Origin of the sequence: Streptomyces racemochromogenes (genome assembly GCF_039535215.1) — a bacterium.
GTDB classification, from domain to species: domain Bacteria; phylum Actinomycetota; class Actinomycetes; order Streptomycetales; family Streptomycetaceae; genus Streptomyces; species Streptomyces racemochromogenes.
In genome coordinates, this window is sequence record NZ_BAAAWT010000001.1 from 1,405,172 (window position 1) to 1,425,507 (window position 20,336).

The 20,336-nt window shown below is 70.7% G+C and carries 14 protein-coding genes and 1 pseudogene; 7 read left to right on the forward strand and 8 right to left on the reverse strand.

Annotated elements, in window-relative coordinates; translation table 11 throughout:
* Positions 1–167: 167 nt before the first annotated feature.
* Positions 168–1,394 carry a thiolase family protein gene (locus tag ABD973_RS06505; protein ID WP_125822907.1) on the forward strand — a complete coding sequence of 409 codons (1,227 nt, stop codon included), beginning with the start codon at positions 168–170 and terminating at the stop codon, positions 1,392–1,394.
* Complete coding sequence (locus tag ABD973_RS06510; protein ID WP_125822906.1) at positions 1,391–3,529, forward strand: 3-hydroxyacyl-CoA dehydrogenase NAD-binding domain-containing protein; 2,139 nt, start codon at positions 1,391–1,393, stop codon at positions 3,527–3,529. The genes ABD973_RS06505 and ABD973_RS06510 overlap by 4 nt, the downstream gene beginning before the upstream one ends.
* A gap of 132 nt (positions 3,530–3,661) precedes the next feature.
* Here the strand turns inward: ABD973_RS06510 and ABD973_RS06515 are convergent, their stop codons facing one another.
* Complete coding sequence (locus ABD973_RS06515) at positions 3,662–5,401, reverse strand: polysialyltransferase family glycosyltransferase (RefSeq protein WP_345499131.1); 1,740 nt, start codon at positions 5,399–5,401, stop codon at positions 3,662–3,664.
* Positions 5,398–6,372, reverse strand: a complete 975-nt coding sequence (locus tag ABD973_RS06520) for a glycosyltransferase family 2 protein (RefSeq protein WP_345499132.1) — start codon at positions 6,370–6,372, stop codon at positions 5,398–5,400. Before ABD973_RS06520 ends, ABD973_RS06515 begins: the two co-directional genes overlap by 4 nt.
* 273 nt (positions 6,373–6,645) lie before the next feature.
* On the opposite strand from ABD973_RS06520, the gene ABD973_RS06525 reads away from it, so the two are divergent.
* The 4 genes and pseudogenes from ABD973_RS06525 to ABD973_RS06540 all read left to right on the forward strand — a co-directional run bounded on the left by ABD973_RS06525 (position 6,646) and on the right by ABD973_RS06540 (position 10,716).
* Positions 6,646–7,923: a DUF6716 putative glycosyltransferase gene (locus ABD973_RS06525; protein ID WP_125822904.1), complete on the forward strand. Its 1,278-nt coding sequence runs from the start codon at positions 6,646–6,648 to the stop codon at positions 7,921–7,923.
* 37 nt (positions 7,924–7,960) lie between these two features.
* Positions 7,961–8,686 (forward strand): annotated as a pseudogene (locus ABD973_RS06530) (acylneuraminate cytidylyltransferase family protein); the annotation flags it as partial.
* A 51-nt stretch (positions 8,687–8,737) separates the two neighbouring features.
* Positions 8,738–9,655 carry an N-acetylneuraminate synthase family protein gene (locus tag ABD973_RS06535; protein WP_345499133.1) on the forward strand — a complete coding sequence of 306 codons (918 nt, stop codon included), beginning with the start codon at positions 8,738–8,740 and terminating at the stop codon, positions 9,653–9,655.
* Entirely contained in the window at positions 9,652–10,716 is a 1,065-nt protein-coding gene (locus ABD973_RS06540) for a hypothetical protein (protein WP_345499135.1), read from the forward strand. The genes ABD973_RS06535 and ABD973_RS06540 overlap by 4 nt, the downstream gene beginning before the upstream one ends.
* Here the strand turns inward: ABD973_RS06540 and ABD973_RS06545 are convergent.
* The gene (locus tag ABD973_RS06545; RefSeq protein ID WP_125822900.1) at positions 10,690–11,817 is read right to left on the reverse strand and encodes a PLL family lectin; all 1,128 of its coding nucleotides are present in this window, start codon (positions 11,815–11,817) and stop codon (positions 10,690–10,692) included. The two genes, ABD973_RS06540 and ABD973_RS06545, sit on opposite strands and share 27 nt — an antisense overlap.
* 91 nt (positions 11,818–11,908) lie before the next feature.
* Between ABD973_RS06545 and ABD973_RS06550 the strand changes: the two genes are divergently transcribed.
* Positions 11,909–13,015: an LCP family protein gene (locus ABD973_RS06550; protein ID WP_125822899.1), complete on the forward strand. Its 1,107-nt coding sequence runs from the start codon at positions 11,909–11,911 to the stop codon at positions 13,013–13,015.
* Here the strand turns inward: ABD973_RS06550 and ABD973_RS06555 are convergent.
* The 5 genes from ABD973_RS06555 to ABD973_RS06575 all read right to left on the reverse strand — a co-directional run bounded on the left by ABD973_RS06555 (position 13,012) and on the right by ABD973_RS06575 (position 20,219).
* Complete coding sequence (locus ABD973_RS06555; RefSeq protein ID WP_125822898.1) at positions 13,012–14,508, reverse strand: amino acid permease; 1,497 nt, start codon at positions 14,506–14,508, stop codon at positions 13,012–13,014. The genes ABD973_RS06550 and ABD973_RS06555 overlap by 4 nt on opposite strands.
* 102 nt (positions 14,509–14,610) lie before the next feature.
* On the reverse strand, positions 14,611–16,527 hold the full coding sequence (gene dxs, locus ABD973_RS06560; protein ID WP_125822897.1) for a 1-deoxy-D-xylulose-5-phosphate synthase: 1,917 nt from the start codon (positions 16,525–16,527) through the stop codon (positions 14,611–14,613).
* 252 nt (positions 16,528–16,779) lie between these two features.
* The gene (locus ABD973_RS06565; RefSeq protein ID WP_125822896.1) at positions 16,780–18,072 is read right to left on the reverse strand and encodes a sugar ABC transporter permease; all 1,293 of its coding nucleotides are present in this window, start codon (positions 18,070–18,072) and stop codon (positions 16,780–16,782) included.
* Positions 18,069–18,857, reverse strand: a complete 789-nt coding sequence (locus tag ABD973_RS06570; RefSeq protein WP_345499139.1) for an ATP-binding cassette domain-containing protein — start codon at positions 18,855–18,857, stop codon at positions 18,069–18,071. Before ABD973_RS06570 ends, ABD973_RS06565 begins: the two co-directional genes overlap by 4 nt.
* Before the next feature lie 246 nt (positions 18,858–19,103).
* Positions 19,104–20,219, reverse strand: coding sequence for a sugar ABC transporter substrate-binding protein (locus ABD973_RS06575; RefSeq protein ID WP_345499141.1), 1,116 nt, complete (start codon positions 20,217–20,219; stop codon positions 19,104–19,106).
* Positions 20,220–20,336 lie beyond the last annotated feature (117 nt).

Sequence of the window (20,336 nt, forward strand, 5' to 3'; positions counted from 1 at the left end):
GCTGTCCCCGCGCGCCCCGCGGGAGTGTGACCTTCGCCGCTCCTCGGGGAGGGGGTGTGCACATTGGTTACCCGCAAGTAGCATGGGCCGGGTGAGCGGGCGCTCAGCCATACCGGCCGGGTCGCCCCCGCGCAGCAGCGCCATCCCGTACCTGGAGGAGAGCCAACGTGCCTCGTACCGTCAGGGACGTCGTCTTCGTCGACGGCGTCCGCACCCCGTTCGGCAAGGCGGGCCCGAAGGGCATCTACCACGAGACCCGCGCCGACGACCTCGTCGTGAAGGCGATCCGGGAGCTGCTGCGCCGCAACCCGGACCTGGACCCCAAGAAGATCGACGAGGTCGCCATCGCCGCGACCACGCAGATCGGCGACCAGGGCCTGACGCTGGGCCGCACGGCCGGCATCCTCGCGGGCCTCCCCCAGTCCGTCCCGGGCTACTCCATCGACCGCATGTGCGCCGGCGCGCTGACCGCCGTGACCGCCGTCGCGGGCGGTGTGGCCTTCGGTGCGTACGACGTCGCCCTCGCCGGCGGTGTCGAGCACATGGGCCGCCACCCCATGGGCGAGGGCGTCGACCCGAACCCGCGCTTCGTCTCCGAGAAGCTGGTCGACGAGTCCGCCCTGTTCATGGGCATGACCGCCGAGAACCTGCACGACCGGTACCCGACGATCACCAAGCTCCGCGCCGACGAGTACGCCGTGCGCTCGCAGGAGAAGGCCGCCAAGGCGTACGCCGACGGCAAGATCCAGCAGGACCTGGTCCCGATCTCGGTGCGCAACACCAACGCGGAGGTCGGTGAGACGGGCTGGGGCCTGGTCACCTCCGACGAGCCGATGCGCCCGGGCACCACGCTGGAGAACCTGGCGAACCTGAAGACCCCCTTCCGTACGCACGGCCGGGTCACCGCGGGCAACGCCGCCGGTCTCAACGACGGTGCCACCGCCGCGATCATCGCGTCCGAGGACTTCGCCCGCGAGAACAACCTCCCGGTCAAGATGCGCCTCGTCTCCTACTCCTTCGCGGGCGTGGAGCCGGAGGTCATGGGTTACGGCCCGATCCCGGCGACCGAGAAGGCCCTGGCCCAGGCCGGCCTGACGATCGACGACATCGGTCTGTTCGAGGTCAACGAGGCCTTCGCCGTGCAGGTGCTGGCCTTCCTGGAGCACTACGGCATCGCCGACGACGACGCCCGTGTGAACCAGTACGGCGGCGCCATCGCCTTCGGTCACCCGCTGGCCTCCTCCGGCGTCCGCCTGATGACGCAGCTGGCCCGCCAGTTCGAGGAGCAGCCGCACGTCCGCTACGGCCTGACCACCATGTGCGTCGGCTTCGGCATGGGCGCCACGGTCATCTGGGAGAACCCGAACTTCAACGCCGAGGGAGACTCCAAGTGAGCACCACCGCTGAGCTCCTGAAGGGTGCGGCCGAGCTGTTCCCGGACGAGGTCGTCACGTCCGCGCACGTCCGCCACCTGGACCTGCCGTTCGGCGCCGGGCGCTTCGCCCTCATCACGCTGGACAACGGCTTCGACCACACCAAGCCGACCACCTTCGGCCCCCAGTCCCTCGCCAACCTGAACGCGGCGATCGACCAGGTCGAGCAGGAGGCCGCGGCCGGCTCCATCGTCGGCGCGGGCATCACCGGCAAGCCGTTCATCTTCGCGGTCGGCGCCGACCTCAAGGGCGTCGAGCTGCTGAAGAAGCACGACGAGGCGCTCGCCATCGGCAAGGGCGGCCACGACGTCTTCAAGCGCCTCTCCGCGCTGGCCGTCCCCACCTTCGCGTACTACAACGGCGCGGCGATGGGCGGCGGTGTCGAGGTCGGCCTGCACTGCTCGTACCGCACCGTCTCGAAGGCCATCCCGGCCTTCTCGCTGCCCGAGGTCTTCCTCGGCCTGGTTCCGGGCTGGGGCGGCTGCGCCATCCTCCCGAACCTGATCGGCGCGGAGCGCGCGGTCTCGGTCATCATCGAGAACTCGCTCAACCAGAACCGACAGCTGAAGGGCAAGCAGGTCTTCGAGCTCGGCATCGCCGACGCGATCTTCGAGGGCGCCGACTTCCTGGAGCAGTCCCTCATCTGGACCGCGAAGGTCCTCAAGGGCGAGACCGAGGTCGTACGCGCCGAGGTCGACCGCGGCGAGGCCTGGGACGCGGCCGTCGCCAAGGGCCGCTCCATCGCGGACTCCAAGGTGCACGGCGCCGCTCCGGCCGCCTACCGCGCGCTGGAGATCATCGCCGCGGCCAAGGACGGCGACCTCCAGGCCGGCTTCGACGCCGAGGACAAGGCTCTGGCCGACCTCATCATGGGCGGCGAGCTGCGCTCGGGCATCTACGCCTTCAACCTGGTCCAGAAGCGCGGCAAGCGCCCGGCCGGTGCCCCGGACAAGTCCCTGGCGCGTCCGGTCACCAAGGTCGGCGTCGTCGGCGCGGGCCTGATGGCCTCGCAGCTGGCGCTGCTGTTCCTGCGCCGCCTGGAGGTGCCGGTGGTCCTCACCGACATCGACCAGGAGCGCGTGGACAAGGGCGTGGGCTACGTCCACGCCGAGATCCAGAAGCTGCTCGGCAAGGGCCGCATCAACCAGGACAAGGCCAACCGCCTGACCGCCCTGGTGACCGGTGTCCTGGACAAGGCCGAGGGCTTCGCGGACGCGGACTTCATCATCGAGGCCGTGTTCGAGGAGATGTCCGTCAAGCAGAAGGTGTTCGCGGAGGTCGAGGCGGTCGCCCCGGCGCACGCGATCCTCGCCACCAACACCTCCTCGCTGTCGGTGTCGGAGATGGCCTCCAAGCTCCGGCACCCGGAGCGCGTGGTCGGCTTCCACTTCTTCAACCCGGTCGCGATCCTCCCGCTGCTGGAGATCGTCCGCGGTGAGCAGACGGACGACGCCTCCCTGGCCACGGCCTTCGGCGTCGCCAAGAAGCTGAAGAAGACCGCGGTCCTGACGAAGGACGCCCCGGCGTTCGTCGTGAACCGCATCCTGACCCGCTTCATGGGCGAGATCCAGAACGTCATCGACGAGGGCACCCCGGTCGCCACGGCGGAGAAGGCCATCGAGCCGCTCGGCCTGCCGATGTCCCCGCTGGTGCTGCTGGAGCTCGTCGGCCCGGCGATCGGCCTGCACGTCTCCGAGACGCTGAACCGTTCCTTCCCGGAGCGCTTCACCGTCTCCCCGAACCTCAAGCGCGTGGTCGAGGCCGGCAAGCGCGGCTTCTACGTCTACTCCGCCGAGAACGGGTTCAAGCCGGAGCTGGACCCCGAGGTCGCCGCCCTCCTGGTGCAGGGCGACTCCGTGCTCACCGAGGAGCAGGTCCGCGACCGCGTCCTGGACGCGGTGGCGCAGGAGATCGGCCTGATGCTGGAGGAGGGTGTCGTGGCCGAGGCCCAGGACATCGACCTCTGCCTCATCACCGGTGCGGGCTGGCCCTTCCACCTGGGCGGCATCACCCCGTACCTGGACCGTGAGGGCGTCTCGGAGCGGGTGAACGGCAAGAAGTTCCTCGCCCCGGGCGTCGCCAGCGTCCCGGCGTAACACCGCGGGCAGCAACGCGAAGGGCCCGTCCGCACCTGGTGCGGACGGGCCCTTTCCCGTATGCCTTCCCCGTATGCCCTCCGCGTGGCGGCTACGGCTCCCAGCTACCGGCTACCGGCTACCGGCTACCGGCTACCGGCGGCCGAGCCGGCCGGTCTTGACCAGGCGCTGGGCCGCCGGCGAGTCCGGGTTGATGCCGAGCGCCCGCCGCCCCGCCGTCAGGCGCAGATCGTCGCCGCGCTTGCCCAGCTTGGCGGCGGTCTCCGCGATCCGCAGCCACACCATGGCGCGCCCGCTGTCGGCGCAGACCTCGGCGGCCCGCTCGATCAGCTGCCTGGCCCGGTCGGTCTCCTTGCGGCGGATGTGGGCCTGGGCCATGCCGAGGAGCAGTTCCAGGTTCTCCTGCTCGGCGAGCAGGCGCGCGCCGACCTCCAGGACGCCCTGGTCGTCCTTGGCCTCGACGAGCGAGGCGAAGCCGCTCATCGAGACGTCGGTGACGGGCGCCTCCTCCGGCTCGCGACGCTCCCCGGTGCTGCGCAGGGTCCAGCCCAGGCCGCGCCGCCACTTCCAGGTGCGCGGGCCGGGCAGTTCCAGGCGGGTGCGGGTGCGTTCGTTGAAGTGCATGGCCAGCTCGGGGCGCTCCTCCCACCGGTCGACGGCCGCGGCGATGTACGCCTCGGCCACCGGGCGCAGGAAGCCGAACCGCTTGGGCTGCATGCAGTAGCCCACGGCCTGGACGTACGGGGTGACCTCGGTCCGGACGTGTTCGGCGTCGAGGATCCGGTCCACCGGGGCGGCCGCCGGGTCCTCCAGGTCGGGGACCAGGGCGTGGGTGAGGGTGGCGGGGATCCGGTTGCTGTTGGCGTAGGGCCGCATGCGCCGGACGACCTCCAGGGCGCCGGTCTGGGCGACGGGGATCCCGTACAGGGCGCGGGCGGTGAACAGGCCGGTGGAGAAGCAGCCGATCACCCGGCCGGGGCGCAGGTACGCGAAGACGGTCTCGGCGAGGACCGGGACGTCCAGCACGAGGAAGGGGACGCCTGCCTCGCGGGCCGCGCCGGCGAGGGCGTCGGAGAGGGCGGAGGGGGCGGAGGGGTGGGGTTTGAAGACGACGGCGGTGTGGCCGAGCCGTACGGCGTGCTCGAACATGCGCCGGTGCAGGTCCTCTTCCTCCTCCTCGGTGAGGATGCCGAGCGGGGAGAGGTACTGGCCGAGGAGGAGCGCGGTCCCCGGGCCTCCCCGGGCGAGCTGCCGCGGGATCGCCCGGTCGAGGATCGGACGGCACTCCTCGGTGAGCTCCGCCAGCAATTCGAGCACGGCGCCGGTGTGCACGGGCCGCGAGGGGATCCCGTACTCGGTGAGGAGCATGGGCAGCAGGGCCGGGACGAGGTCGAGGTAGAGGACCTGGGCGATCCGCCCGTGCAGGGGACGGGGCAGGTCGTTGCGGGTGGGGCCGTAGCTCATGACGCCGTCGGCGTACACGGCGAGGGTGGCGTCGGAGAAGATCTTGCAGAGCGTCTGGGCGGGCTTGACCTGGATCGACTCGACGACGAGTTCCAGGGGCCCGGGCCGGATGGCCATCTTCTCCGCCATGACGGTGCGCCACAGGGGGGCGTCCTCGTCGCGGGGGGCCCACACCGCGGGGTGGAAGGGGTAGATGAGGTCGTTCCAGTAGACGACCCGGTGGAAGCGCCTGAGGACGGCGGCGGCGCCGGGCATGTGGTGCAGCGGGGTGGCGACTTCGGGGATGTCGACGTTGTTGCAGACGAGCAGGACCCGCTCGCGGTCGTCCCGGCCGAACTGCCCGGCGTCGATGGCGGCGGCCACCGTCATGGCGCCGTAGAGGGTGGAGGCGGCGAATATCCGGGTCATCGGGCGGCGGCGCCCTGGTGCTGCGACATGAGTTCCCTGAGCTTGGTCACGCGTGCGGAGTCCATTCCCGCCAGGGTTCCTTCCAGGATGTCCTGGGGGAGGTCGAAGAGGATCTGCGCGCCGCGTGCGCGCAGCAGGTCCCGGGTGAGTTCCTCGTACTGCTCCTCGCGGCCCAGGTGGATGACGATGAGCGCGCACAGGGTCCGCATGGCCTTGAAGGACAGTTCGTATCCGCGCGGGTGGTGGGAGAGCTCGTCGAAAATCATCCGGAAGGCGGGGAGGAAGTCCAGCTGCCGTTCGTCGGGGACCTTGGTGAGGGAAGTGGACACGTCGCGGCGGTAGAAGACGCCGTGGAGGTCGACCACTCCGAAGGACCGCATCCGCAGGTGCAGCTTGTAGAACCAGGGGCGGTCCTCGGCGGTGCGCAGGCTCTCGTCGAAGAAGAGGGCGTCGGCCTGCCGCAGCCGTTCACGGTCGTAGATGCCGGCCCAGGACTGCGGGTAGTCCATGAAGGTGGAGGCGTCGACGGGGCCTATGTAGTCGGCGGGATCGAGCGGGAGGGCCCTCGGCGCGAGCGGCGCCATGACGATCTTCCGCTTTCTTCCGTACGCGCGGACGTGGCCGGTGCGCAGGAAATCCACACCGGACTCGCTCATCCAGCCGACCAGTTGCGCGAGATATCCGGGGGCGTACCAGTCGTCGCCGTCGAGGAAGGTGAAGAAACGGCCGCGGGCGGCGGCCAGGCCGATGTTGCGGGTGGCCGAAATGCCGAGGTTCCGCTCGTTGCGGATCAGTACGGCGCCGGGAATCCCGGGGACCATCTCCCGCAGTATCTCCGACGTGCCGTCGACGGAGCAGTCGTCCACGACGATGAACTCGAAGTCCTCCCGGGCATTGAGCGCCAAGGACTTGAGCGCCGTCCGGCAGAACTCCCGGACGTCACACATCGCGACGATTACCGAAAGGGTCACCACCGGAGCACTCACCTTCTCCCCCTTGCCCACACACGTCCGCCGGAGCCGCACGGACGGACCGGACATCATGATAGGAGCGCCCGGAGAGGCACCCGGATCCTCCGGGTGTGACGTACAACTCCCCCGGCCGTCGAAGCCTTTCCGTGACACATAAGGCTCAGGTGAGCATGTAGGGTCTATGGGGCCCGGCGGCAGTCCCGCCCCTGGCCCGCGCCGGCCGCGGGCACGCCGACGGCAGTTGGGCTCCGCCGACCGACCGGGAATCACCAAGTGCGCATCCACGTGCTCGCAGACTCCGACACCCGCTGGAAATGGGGCGCGGGGCTGGCCGTGGGCCTGGCACCGGGCAGCGAGGTGCACGCCCACATGCTGCGCGGCCGCAGCACGCCGACGGCGCGCCAGCTGGCGGAGGTCGGCATCACCCCCGCCTCGATCACCGAGGCCACGCTCGCCGGTTTCGCGGCGGCACCGGAACTCGACGGAGCGGATCTGATCATCCTGGGCACGGTCGGCGGCGCCACCCACGCCGCCCTGCACGCGCTCGCCCGCCGGTTCGCCGGGGCGCCGCGGCGGCCGGTACTGATGACGGGTTACGTGGGCGTCGTCTACGAGAAGATGGCCGACGGCCTCCTGCTGCGGGCCGGCGCCGACATCGTCCTCGCCAACAGTCCGTTCGACCGGCGCCGATTCACCGAGGTGTACGAGCCGCTCGGAATTCCCGTTTCCTGCATCGTCCAGACGGCGCTCCCCTTCCTCGACCAGAGGCCTTACGACGCGAACCGCACGCACGCGGCCCACCCCTATACGGTGTGCTTCGCCGTCCAGCCGTCGGTGCCCGCCGACCGCGGCGGCCGCCTTTACCTGCTGCGCCGCGCGATATCCCATGCGCGGCTGCGCCCGGGACGCGACGTACTGGTCAAACTCCGCAGCAGGCCCGGTGAGGCGACCACCCATGTGGAGGCCTTCCACTACCAGGTGCTCGCGGAACAGCTGGAAGAGCCGCTGCCGCCGAATCTGCATTTCGTCTACGGGAACATGTCGGACACTCTCGACCGCACGGACCTGCTCGTGACGGTCAGTTCCACGGCCGCCCTGGAATCGATGCACCGGGGAATGCCGACCGCGATCCTCAGCGACCTCGGAGTCCGGGAAGTCCACGGAAACCACTATTTCACCGGTTCCGGATGCGTCACCGACTGGACCGCGATAGACGAGGGCGCCGCCCCGCTCGCGGACGAATCCTGGACGGCCGACCAGGGAATCCGCGCGGTGAATCCGTACGGGGAACTGCGCCGCCGCATCGAGCAGTTGCGCGGCACCGCGCTGCCGCCGATATCCCCGTACTACACGGCCGACAGCGCACCCGAATACGTGGGGGCGCTGCTGCGCCGCCGGGGGCTGAACCCGGACGGCTCCCCCGGCGCGGCGGCCGCCGCCCGACGCCCGAGCGGCCCCATGCGGCGCACCTCCCGCCGCGTGCTCAAGGTCGCCTACCAGTTCGGGGTCCAGCGCGTGGCCCCGAAGATCCAGCAGTGGGGCGGCGTGTGACCGCCCCCGTCGTACCGGCACCCCAGGGGGAAGCCTCGTGAACGTCACCGCCGTCATACCCGCCCGGGGCGGCTCCAAGGGCATCCCCGGCAAGAACACCGCCGAGGTCGGCGGGGTACCCCTCGTCGCCCGGGCCGTCCTCGCCTGCCGGGGCGCCGCCCACGTCGGCCGGGTGGTGGTCTCCACCGACGACGCGTCGATCGCCCGCGCCGCCGTCGCGGCGGGCGCGGAGGTCGTCGACCGGCCGGCGGAGCTGGGCTCGGACCGGGCGTCCAGCGAGTCCGCTCTGCTGCACGCCCTGGACGTGCTGGAGGAACGTCACTGCGAGCCCGTGGACGTCCTCGTCTTCGTGCAGTGCACGAGCCCCTTCACCACCCCGGAGGAGGTCGAGGAGACCGTCCTGGCCGTGCTGCGCGACGGCGCCGACTCGGCCTTCACCGCCGTGCCCTTCCACGGCTTCCTCTGGGGCACCGGGCCCGCCGGGGCACAGCCCGGCCACCACGCGCACGGGATCAACCACGACAGCTCCGTACGCCTGCGCCGCCAGGACCGCACCCCCGAGTACCTGGAGTCGGGCGCCGTCTACGCCATGCGCGCCGAAGGCTTCCGCCGGCACGGCCACCGCTTCTTCGGCCGGACCCAGCTCGTCCCCACCGCCCCCGAGCGGGCCGTCGAGATCGACGAGCCCGGCGACCTCGCCCGGGCCCGGGCCCTGGCCCCCCTCCTCGACGCCCCGCGGACCCCGGCGGCCACGCCGTCGCCGGTCCCCTCGCGAAACCCCTCGCAGTACCCCGGAAAGGAACTCTGAACAGTGGTGCACAGCAGCCGAATCCGCCGGATCGGGAACAAGGAGGTCGGCCCCGGCCGGCCCACCTACGTGATCGGCGAGATCGGGATCAACCACAACGGTGAGCTCGCCAACGCCCTCGCGCTGATCGACGCGGCCGCCGACGCGGGCTGCGACGCCGTCAAGTTCCAAAAGCGCACCCCCGAGATATGCACGCCCCGCGACCAGTGGGACATCGAGCGGGACACCCCCTGGGGCCGGATGACGTACATCGACTACCGCCACCGCGTCGAGTTCGGCGAGGACGAGTACCGGGCCATCGGCGAGCACTGCGCCGAGCGCGGCATCGCCTGGTTCGCCTCCCCGTGGGACACCGAGGCCGTGACCTTCCTGGAGAAGTTCGACGTCCCGGCCCACAAGGTGGCCTCCGCCTCGCTGACCGACGACGAGCTGCTGCTCGCCCTGCGCGCCACCGGCAAGACGGTCATCCTGTCCACCGGCATGTCCACCCCGCAGCAGATCCGGCACGCCGTGGAGGTGCTGGGCAGCGCGAACGTCGTCCTGCTGCACGCCACCTCGACGTACCCGGCCAAGGCCGAGGAGCTCAACCTGCGCGTCATCAACACGCTCCAGGAGGAGTACCCCAACGTCCCCATCGGCTACTCCGGCCACGAGACGGGCCTGCAGACCACCGTCGCCGCCGTCGCCCTCGGCGCCTGCGCCGTGGAACGGCACATCACCCTGGACCGCGCCATGTGGGGCTCCGACCAGGCCGCCTCCGTCGAGCCGGGGGGCCTGGCCCGCCTGGTCCGCGACATCCGCACCATCGAGACCGCCCTCGGCGACGGCGTCAAGCGCGTCTACGCCTCCGAGCTCGGGCCGATGAAGAAGCTCCGCCGCATCCAGGGCACCCTCCCCGCCGAGGGCGTGACGGCCTCGGCATGAGCGAAACCCTCGCCCTGGTGGAGAGCCCGGCTCAACTACTGAACGTCCTGGAGTGGGCGTACGTCCACCCGGGCGAGGCAGCGTCCCTCACCATCGCCGTCCTCCAGCCGGTGGACCCGCGTTCGCGCGCGCAGGTCCGCCGGCTGTGCCGGTTCGCCTCCCAGTCCAAGGTGGTCTGGCGGCGCTACGAGGTCCGCGCCGGCTATCTGGGGCGGGCCGGGGAACTCGTCCGCCTCGGCCGCGCGGTCGCGGCCGCCCGGCGGCTGGTGATCGGCGACCTGTTCTCCCGGACGATCCAGCTGCTGCTGCCCCGCTCCAAGGCCCGCGAGGTGGTCGTCGTGGACGACGGCACCGCCACCACCGAGCTGGTCAGCCTGCTGACCAACGGCGGGCAGCTGACCCGCTGGCACCAGGGCGAGCTCAAGCCCTCCGCCAAGGGCGGCCCGGTCAACCGCTGGCTGGCCCGGGAGGAGCTGGAGCGCGCCGTCTTCTTCACCTGCATGCCGGTCACCGCGCCGCCCGGCACCGAGGTCCGGCCCAACGACTACGCCTGGAGCCGCGCCACGTTCGGTCCGGTGCGGGTACGCTCCGGGGCCGACCTGGCGGGCAGCTCCCTGGTGGAGACCGGGGTCGTCGACGAGGACCGGTACGTCGACGCGGTCGGCTGGATCGCCCGCCACCGGGCGGCCGGCCGCTACTTCGCGCACCGCAGGGAGAGCGGTCCCAAGCTGGAGCGGATCGCCGCACTCACCGGCATGGAGATCGTGCACCCCGAGCTGCCGCTCGAACTGACCGCGCTCACCGAGCCCATCGGCCGGTCCCTGCTGACCTTCGCGTCCACCATCGCCTACACCCTGCCCATCGTGCTGGGCGGCTCGCCCGTGCGGGTGGAGCTGTGCGACATCGACGACGCCTGGATCACCCCGGACACCGCGGAGCGGTCGGTGGACTTCCTGCGGCGGATATCGGCGCTGGCGGTGGACCGGCACAACCTGACGAGGATCCCGCCGCAGGGCCGGCGGCGGCCCGAGCCGTCACAGGCGCTGCCAGCGGCCCAGTGACAGCCCGGAGTTGTCCTTCTGCCGGCTGACCAGCAGCTCCCCCCGGGCGCTGACGCAGGCGATGACGAGCAGCCCGCGGGCGTCGAGGGCGAGCGCCGGGGAGCCCGGCCCCTCCTCGCCGATCTCGGTCCACCACAGCCCCGCCGCCTCGTGTTCCGTGGGGTACGCGGCGAGGGCGGTGCGCCCGTTGACGCCCCGGTGGGCCAGCACCGTGCAGTCGTAGCCGTCGACCAGCGCGCGGACGGCCGCGACCGCGCCGGTGCCCGGCCCGCCGCCGAGCGCGAGGACCCCGGCGCCCTCCCGGCAGGCGAACACCCCGCTCCCGTCGGCCGCGTGCCAGAAGTGGGTGACCCGGCCCGGGGACGTCTCCAGGGTGCGCGCCGAGCCGTCCTGGGCGGCGTACGGGACGTCCTCGGCCCGCTCCACGGGGCCGCCGGGCGTGTTCTGGGTCCAGCGGGAGAGGCCCTTCTCGCCGGGCGCCGTGAGCCAGATGCGGCCGTCGGCGGTGGAGTCGGCGGTGATGCCCTCGAAGGCCTTGCTGCCCCGCAGGTCCTCCCAGGGCTGCCAGTCGCCCCTGCCGTCCTGGCGCCTGACGTGGACTCCGCGGCCCGCGTTGCGGACGAAGAGGTGGGGCGTGCCCCGGGCGTCGACCGCCACGGCGGGCGGACCGCCCCGGTGCGACATCCCGGCCCGCTGGTAGAGGGTGCCGAGGGATTGCCAGGGGCCCATCGGGCGGCCGCTCTGGTACTGCACCGCGTGGTGGTAGGTGACCGTCGCGGCGTCCCCGCTCCCGGTGCGGCGCCGGCCCGCGAAGTGGGCGTACCCGTCCGGCCCCTGGCCCACCGCGAGGTCGGTCAGGCCGTCCGCGGGCAGCAGGTCGGGGCCCGTCCAGCCGGGGCCGCCGGGGGCGGTCTCGGTCCAGCGGAGCACGCCGTCCCCGGCACGGGCATAGGCGGTGAGCCGGCCGTCCTTGCCGATGAGGAGCCAACGGCCGGTCAGGGGGCCCAGCGCGGCGGCGTTCCGGCCGGGCCCGGGGGTGCGGGTGGCTGCGGAGGTCTGCCCGGGGGACCTGTCCGAACCGCGCCGGGATCGCGTCGCCATGGAACCGCAGCAACCCTTCCGCTTCGTCGTTCGAACAGATTCAGGATACCCCGGGGCTCCCGGGCGGCCCCCTGCGTCTATGTTGTAGCCCGTGACTTCAGACTCCACCGCCACCACGAAGCCGCCCCGTTCCCGCGCCTCCCGGATCCGGCGGGGCCTCGCCTGGACGGCGGCCGTGGTGGTCCTCGGCGCGGCGGGGTCCGGCTGGTGGGTCTACGGCCACCTCAGCGGGAACATCGACAGCGTGGACCTGGACGAGGCCATCGGCACCGACAACCGGCCGCCGAAGGTCGTCCAGAACGCGCAGAACGTCCTGGTCCTCGGCTCCGACTCGCGGGCCGGGGCCAACGGCGAGCTCGACCACGGCGACGTCAGCGGCGCCCGCTCCGACACCGCGATGCTGGTGCACATACCCGAGGGCCGGTCCAGGGCCACCGCGGTGAGCATCCCGCGCGACACCCTGGTCACCCGGCCCGAGTGCAAGGACGGGGACGGCGCCACGGTCCCCGAGGCCCGCCGGGTCATGTTCAACTCCGTCTACTCGCTGGCCGGTCCGGCCTGCGTGGTCAAGACGGTGGAGCAGCTGTCCGGGATCCGCGTGGACCACTTCGTCGAGGTGGACTTCGCCGGCTTCAAGGACCTCGTCGACGCCCTGGGCGGGGTCACCGTCACCCTCGACCAGCCGATGACCGGCGCGAAGGGCGGCCTCAAGCTGGACGCGGGGACGCACCGCCTGAACGGCACCGACTCGCTGAAGTTCGTACGGACCCGCTACGGCTACGGGGACGGCAGCGACCTCGGACGCATAGGCCTTCAGCAGCAGTTCATGCTGGCGATGCTGTCCGAGATCAAGAAGCAGGACGCCCTCGGCAATCCGGCCCGGCTCTACAAGCTCGCCGACGCCGGAACCAAGTCGCTGACCACCGACTCCGACCTGGCCTCGCTCACCGCGCTGTCCGACTTCGCGCGGAGCCTGCAGGGCGTGGACCCGTCCACGATGGAGACCATCATGCTGCCGGTGGCCTACGACAAGGTGGACCCGAACCGGGTCGTGGTCGCACAGGAGCAGGCCTCCCAGCTGTGGGAGGCCCTGCGCAACGACCGGAAGGTGCCCGCCTCGGCGAAGGACTCCCCCGCCAAGGGCGGCGGCCCGGGCGCCAAGTCCCGCACGCCCGGGCCGTCCCCGTCCTCGTCCTAGTACTTGGCGTCCTGGCCGACCTGCGCGAGGCGGCTCTTGCGCCTGCCGTACGCGAAGTAGACGACGAGGCCGATCAGCATCCAGATCCCGAAGCGCAGCCAGGTCTCGGCCGGCAGGTTGAGCATCAGCCAGAGCGAGGCCGCCATCGACAGGATCGGGATCACCGGCACCCATGGGGTGCGGAAGGACCGGTGCAGGTCGGGGCGGGTCCTGCGGAGGATGATCACGCCGAGCGCCACGATGACGAAGGCGAACAGGGTGCCGATGTTGACCAGTTCGGCGAGCTTCGCCAGGCTGGTGAACCCCGCGATGACCGCGATGATCCCGCCGAGGAGCAGCGTGGCCCGGTAGGGGGTGCGGTACTTGGGGTGGGTGACGGAGAAGACGCGCGGCAGCAGTCCGTCACGGCTCATCGCGAAGAACACGCGCGTCTGGCCCAGCAGCAGGATCATGCTGACCGTGATCAGGCCGACGGCCGCCCCGAGGCTGATGGCGCCGGAGAAGAACGGCTGGTTCACGGACTTGAAGGCCTCGGCGAGCGGCGCGGTCGGCGACATCTCCGCGTAGTACTGCATGCCGGTGACGACGATGGTCACGGCGACGTACAACAGCGTGCAGATCAGCAGCGAGCCGAGGATGCCGCGCGGCATGTCCCGTTGCGGGTTCTTGGTCTCCTCCGCCGCGGTGGCCACGACGTCGAAGCCGATGAAGGCGAAGAAGACCAGGGATGCAGCGGTGAAGATGCCCATGACGCCGAAGTTGGTGGGCTCGTACCCGAACAGCAGCTGGACCAGTGGTGCCGTCCAGCCGCTGCCTCCCTCCTGCGGCTTCGCCGGGGGGATGAACGGCGAGTAGTTGTCGGCCTTGATGAAGAACAGGCCCGCGACGATGACCAGCAGGACCACGAAGACCTTGATGGCGACGACGACCGCGGTGATCCGGGCCGACAGCTTCGTGCCGACGACGAGGATCGCGGTCAGGACGATGACCAGCAGGAAGGCCATCAGGTCGAAGGTGCCGCCCGCGTCGGGTCCGGACAGCGCCACGGGCATGTCCCAGCCGAGGTTCGTGTGCATGAGGTGGCGTACGTACCCGGACCACCCGACGGCCACGACGGCCGTGCCGAGCGCGAATTCGAGGACCAGGTCCCAGCCGATGATCCAGGCCGGCAGCTCGCCGATCGAGGCGTACGCGAACGTGTACGCCGATCCGGCCACCGGGACGGTGGACGCGAACTCGGCGTAACAGAGGGCCGCGAGGGCGCAGACGACGCCCGACACCACGAAGGAGAGCGCGGTGGCGGGGCCGGCGTTGTTGCGGGCCGCGATGCCCGTGAGGACGAAGATGCCGGTGCCGATGATGACGCCGACACCGAAGACCGTCAGGTCCCAGGCGGAGAGCGATTTGCGGAGCGCGTGCTCCGGCTCCTCCGTGTCACGGATGGACTGTTCCACCGTCTTGGTACGGAACGGGCTGTTCTGATCCGTGCTCACCGACGCACCTCCCAAGAAGTACGCGAACGGGCCGGGAGGCCCACCCTTCAAGGGTGATCTCCCGGCCCGTGACGTGCAACCGCGCGATCCGGCCCGTTGCGGCTAGTCGACGGCGGCGGCAGGCTCGCTCTCGAAGCGCCCATCAAGCTTGGCGACGAGACCGGTGACCTGGCGGGCGATGTCCGGGGCGGTCAGGCCGATCTCGGCCATGATCTCCTTGCGCTGCGCGTGGTCGAGGAAGCGCTGCGGGATGCCGAAGTCACGCAGCGGTACGTCGACGCCGGCGTCGCGCAGGGCCTGGGAGACCGCGGCTCCCACGCCGCCGGTGCGGCCGTTGTCCTCGACGGTGACGACCACCCGGTGGCGCTCGGCGAGCGGGGCGAGCGCCTCGTCCACCGGCTTGACCCAGCGGGGGTCGACGACGGTGGTGGAGATGCCCTGCTTGTCGAGGAGGCCGGCGATCTCCAGGCACATCGGGGCGAGCGCGCCGACGGAGACGAGGAGTACGTCCGGTCGGGTGACCTCGGGGGCCGGGGTGCGCAGGACGTCCATGCCGCCGATCCGGCCGACGGCCGGGACGGCCGGGCCGACGACGCCCTTGGAGTAGCGCACGACGGTCGGGGCGTCCTTGACCTCGACGGCCTCGCGCAGCTGGGCGCGCAGCTGCTCCGCGTCGCGCGGGGCGGCCAGGCGCAGGCCGGGGACGACCTGGAGGATGGACATGTCCCACATGCCGTTGTGGGAGGCGCCGTCGTCGCCGGTGACGCCGGCGCGGTCCAGGACGAAGGTGACCCCGCACTTGTGCAGGGCCACGTCCATCAGGACCTGGTCGAAGGCGCGGTTGAGGAAGGTGGCGTAGACCGCGAAGACGGGGTGGACGCCGCCGGTGGCGAGGCCGGCGGCCGAGGTGGCCGCGTGCTGCTCGGCGATGCCGACGTCGTAGATGCGGTCCGGGAAGGTGTCCGCGAACTTCTTGAGGCCGACCGGGTGGAGCATGGCCGCGGTGATGCCGACGATGTCCTCGCGCTCGTGGCCGAGCTTGACCATCTCGTCGGCGAAGACGGAGGTCCAGCTGGCGGCGGCGGTCTTGACCGGGAGCCCGGTGTCGGGGTGGATCGGGCCGATGCCGTGGAAGCGGTCGGCCTCGTCCTGCTCGGCGTGCGTGTAGCCGCGGCCCTTCTGGGTGAGGCAGTGCACGATGACCGGACCGCTGAAGCGCTTGGCGCGCTGGAGCGCGGACTCCAGGGCCTCGATGTCGTGGCCGTCGATGGGGCCGATGTACTTCAGGCCCAGGTCCTCGAACATGCCCTGGGGGGCGATGAAGTCCTTGAGGCCCTTCTTGGCGCCGTGCAGGGTCTCGAAGAGCGGCTTCCCGACGACGGGGGTGCGCTCCAGGATCTCCTTGCCGCGGGCCAGGAAGCGCTCGTAGCCGTCCGTGGTGCGCAGGGTGGCCAGGTGGTTCGCGAGGCCGCCGATGGTGGGGCCGTACGAGCGCTCGTTGTCGTTGACGACGATGACGAGCGGGCGGTCCTTGGCGGCCGCGATGTTGTTCAGCGCCTCCCAGGCCATGCCGCCGGTGAGGGCGCCGTCGCCGATGACGGCGGCGACGTGGTGGTCCTCGCGGCCGAGCACCTCGTTGGCCTTGGCGAGGCCGTCGGCCCAGCCCAGCACCGTGGAGGCGTGCGAGTTCTCGATCACGTCGTGGTCGGACTCTGCGCGCGAGGGGTAGCCGGACAGGCCGCCCTTGGCGCGCAGGTCCGTGAAGTCCTGGCGGCCGGTGAGCAGCTTGTGGACGTAGGCCTGGTGGCCGGTGTCGAAGAGGACCTTGTCCTTGGGCGATTCGAAGACCCGGTGCAGGGCGATCGTCAGTTCGACCACGCCGAGGTTGGGGCCGAGGTGCCCGCCGGTCTTGGAGACGGCGTCGACGAGGAAGGACCTGATCTCGGCCGCGAGCTGGTTGAGCTCCTCCTGGCTGAGCCGGTCCAGATCGCGCGGTCCCTTGATGCGGGGCAGCAGCACCCGTGCCTCCTTGCAGTTGCTTGCTGGTCTGTCGAGTCTAATGTTCCGCTCGCGGGGGCGGTCATCGGGCGGTACCTGGCGGGTCACGCCTTTGTCATACCTGTACACCTCGTCGCGACGTCACACATCCCAAACGGGCGTATACCAGCACACTCGTACGTACGCGCGTACGCACGGGTGCCCGGCACCACACGAAGTGGCACCGGGCACTGTGACGGGTCTTACCGCCTGGGATCGGCCCAGGCCACGCGGCTAGGCGCGGCCGGCCGACTTCTGGGTCTTGCGGGTCACCGAGTCGATGACCACCGTCGCCAGCAGGACGGCACCGGTGATCATGTACTGGATCGGAGTCGCGATCCCCTCCAGGGCCAGACCGTACTGGATGCTGGTGATGACCATCACACCGAGGAGGGCGTTCCAGGTGCGGCCGCGGCCGCCGAAGAGGCTGGTGCCGCCGATGACGGCCGCCGCGATCACGTTCATCAGCAGGTCGCCGGCGCCGGCGCTCTGGTTGGCCGCCGCGATCTTGGAGGCCCAGAAGAGGCCGCCGATGGCCGCGAAGGTGCCGGCGATGGAGAAGACGGCGATGCGGATGCCGTTGACGTTGATGCCCGCGCGGCGGGAGGCCTCGACGCTGCCGCCGAGGGCGAAGACGTTGCGGCCGAAGGTGGTGCGGCGCAGGACGAAGTCCGTGCCGACCAGGGCCACCACGAAGATGACCAGGGCCAGGGGCAGGCCCTTGTACTGGTTGAACACGACGGCGGGGCCGAAGGTGAAGACCGCGAGCAGACCGGTGCGCAGCAGGATCTCGCTGAGCGGCCGCGAGGGGACGCCGGCGGCCTCCCGGCGGCGGTTGTCGAAGTAGGTGGCGAGGAAGTACGCCACCGTGGCGACGGCCGCGAGGCCGTAGCCGGCGGCCACGTCCGAGAAGTAGTACGTGGTGAGCTGTCCGACGACGCCCTCGGAGTCGAGGTTGATGGTGCCGTTGCTGCCGAGGATCTGGAGCATGGCGCCGGACCAGAACAGCAGGCCGGACAGGGTGACGGCGAAGGCCGGGGCGCCGATCTTGGCGAAGAAGAAGCCGTGGATCGCGCCGATCAGGGCGCCGCCGCCGACGGCGGCGAGGATCGCGACCCACTCGTTGACGCCGTGGGTGACGGCGAGGACGGCGACGATGGCGCCCGAGACGCCGCTGACCGAGCCGACCGAGAGGTCGATCTCGCCGAGCAGCAGCACGAAGATGATACCGACGGCCATCATGCCGGTGGCGACCATGGTGATCGCGATGTTGGAGAGGTTCTCCGGGGAGAGGAAGTTGGAGTTCAGCCCCTGGAAGATGCTCCAGATGATGATCAGGCCGAGGACGACCGGGATCGAGCCCAGGTCGCCGGCCTTCATCTTGCGGCCGAACTCGCTCAGGTAGCCGGACAGCCCCTGCTCGCGCACGAGCAGGCGGGGGTCGACCACCGGAATGGCGTCCGCCGGGGCGGCGGGGTTGGCCAGCTTGGCCACCTCTTCCGCCGCGGTGTGGTGTTCGGTGCTCACTTGCGGGCCTCCCCCGTGCGGGCCGCCCGGCGGGTCACGGCGTTGTCCGTGGCCCCGGTGATGGCGGAGATGATCTCTTCCTGCGAGGTGTCGGCGACGGTGAAGACGCCGTTGTTGCGGCCCAGCCGCAGCACCGCCACCTTGTCGGCGACGGCCTTGACGTCGGCCATGTTGTGGCTGATGAGGATGACGGCGTGGCCGCGCTCGCGCAGCCGCTCGACGAGGTCGAGCACCTGTGCGGTCTGCTCGACGCCGAGGGCGGCGGTGGGCTCGTCGAGGATGACGAGCTTGGGCTCGCCCAGCATCGAGCGGGCGATCGCGACGGTCTGGCGCTGGCCGCCGGAGAGCGAGGCGATGGGGATCCGGACACTGGGGATCCGGATGGACAGGGTGGTGAGGAGCTCGCGGGCGCGGCGCTCCATCTCCACCTCGTCCAGGACGCCGAAGCGCTTGAGCTCGCGCCCGAGGAAGAGGTTGCCGACGACGTCGATGTTGTCGCACAGCGCGAGGTCCTGGTAGACGGTCGCGATGCCGAGGTTCTGGGCGTCGTGGGGCTTGCCGATGGAGACCGGGCGGCCCTCCCACTCGATGACTCCGTCATCGATGGGGTGCACGCCGGCGATCGTCTTGACCAGCGTGGACTTGCCGGCGCCGTTGTCGCCGACCAGGGCGACCACCTCACCGGAGTGGATCTCGAGTTCTACGTCGGTCAGGGCCTGGACGGCGCCGAACCGCTTCGAGACCCCTCGCAACGCCAGCACGGGCGCAGCGGACACATGAACCATCTCCTTCGCCGCCTGACCGGCGGGGATGTCGTGCAAAAGAGCAGGAGCGGGGCGGATGGGATACGACAAGCGAAAGGCGAATCGTTTTTGCGGTAAAGCGTTCTTGCAATGCGGCGTTCTTGTAATGCAGCGGCTTCGCAATGCGGCGTTTCTGCCCGGCGCCCCGCGGTTGGCGGGGTATGAGGGGCGGGGCGCCGGGCAGGGCAGGGGGGCCGCCGGGCCACGGAGGGGCGGCGGCGGGGGGCCTTACTTGAGGCCGATGGTGGCGCAGGCGGCCGCGAACTTGTCGGTGCAGATCTCGTCGACCGTGTAGACGCCGTCCTTGACGACGGTGTCCTTGATGTTGCTCTTGGTGAGCGAGACGACCGGGATCAGCACGGACGGGACGCCCTTGCTGGTCGGGCTGTCGACCTTGTTGTTGATGATCCCGTCGATCTTCTCGCCCTTGGCGAGGGCGACGGCCATCTCGGCGGCGGCCGCGGCCTCGGGAGCGTACGGCTTGTAGACGCTCATGAACTGCTCGCCCGCCACGATCCGCTGCACACCGGCGAGTTCGGCGTCCTGGCCGGTGACCGGGGGCAGGGGGGACAGACCGGCGGCCTTGAGGGCGGTGATGATGCCGCCGGCCATGCCGTCGTTGGCCGAGTAGACGCCGATCACCTTGTCCTTGCCGAGCGCGGTCAGCGCGCCCGCCATGTTGGTGTTGGCGTTCTCCGGCTTCCACTCCTTGGTGTCGTACTCCTTGCCGATGGTCACCTTGCCGTCGAGGACGGAGTGGGCGCCCTTCTTGAACAGCGCGGCGTTCGGGTCCGTCACGGAGCCGTTCATCATGACGATCTGGCCGTCCTTGGCCTTGTCGCCCAGGGCCTCCAGCAGCGCCTTGCCCTGGACCTTGCCGACCTCTTCGTTGTCGAAGGAGGTGTAGGCGTCGATCGGGCCCTCCGCCAGGCGGTCGTAGGCGACGACCGGGATGCCGGCGTCCTTGGCCTTCTTGACCGAGCCGGCGATGGCCTTGGCGTCGACCGCGTCGACGATCAGGACGTTCACCTTGTTGGTGATCATCGTGTCGACCTGCGAGTTCTGCGTGGTCGCGTCCTGCTTGGCGTTGGCGTAGACCACCTGGGCCTTGCCGCCGGTGAGATCGGCGATCTTCTTCTCGATCAGCGGCTTGTCGAACTTCTCGTAGCGCGCGGTCTGGTTCTCGGGCAGGAGCAGACCGACCTTGATCGCGTCACCTGCGGCGGCGGAACCGGAGGGCTTCTTCTCGCCGCCCGCTTCCTTGGCGCTGCCACATGCGGCCAGCGAAACGGCCATGGCGCCGACGGCGACGGCAACGGCGGCTCTACGCATACGCGTGTTCATTCGTTGAACCTCCCTGACGAGGCCGCAACGCTGCGGCCGAGGTGGACGTGAGTCAACCCCGGCCGCCGTTTGCCGTCAAGGAGTGAATACTTAACGAGATGACAACGGTGCCATCCG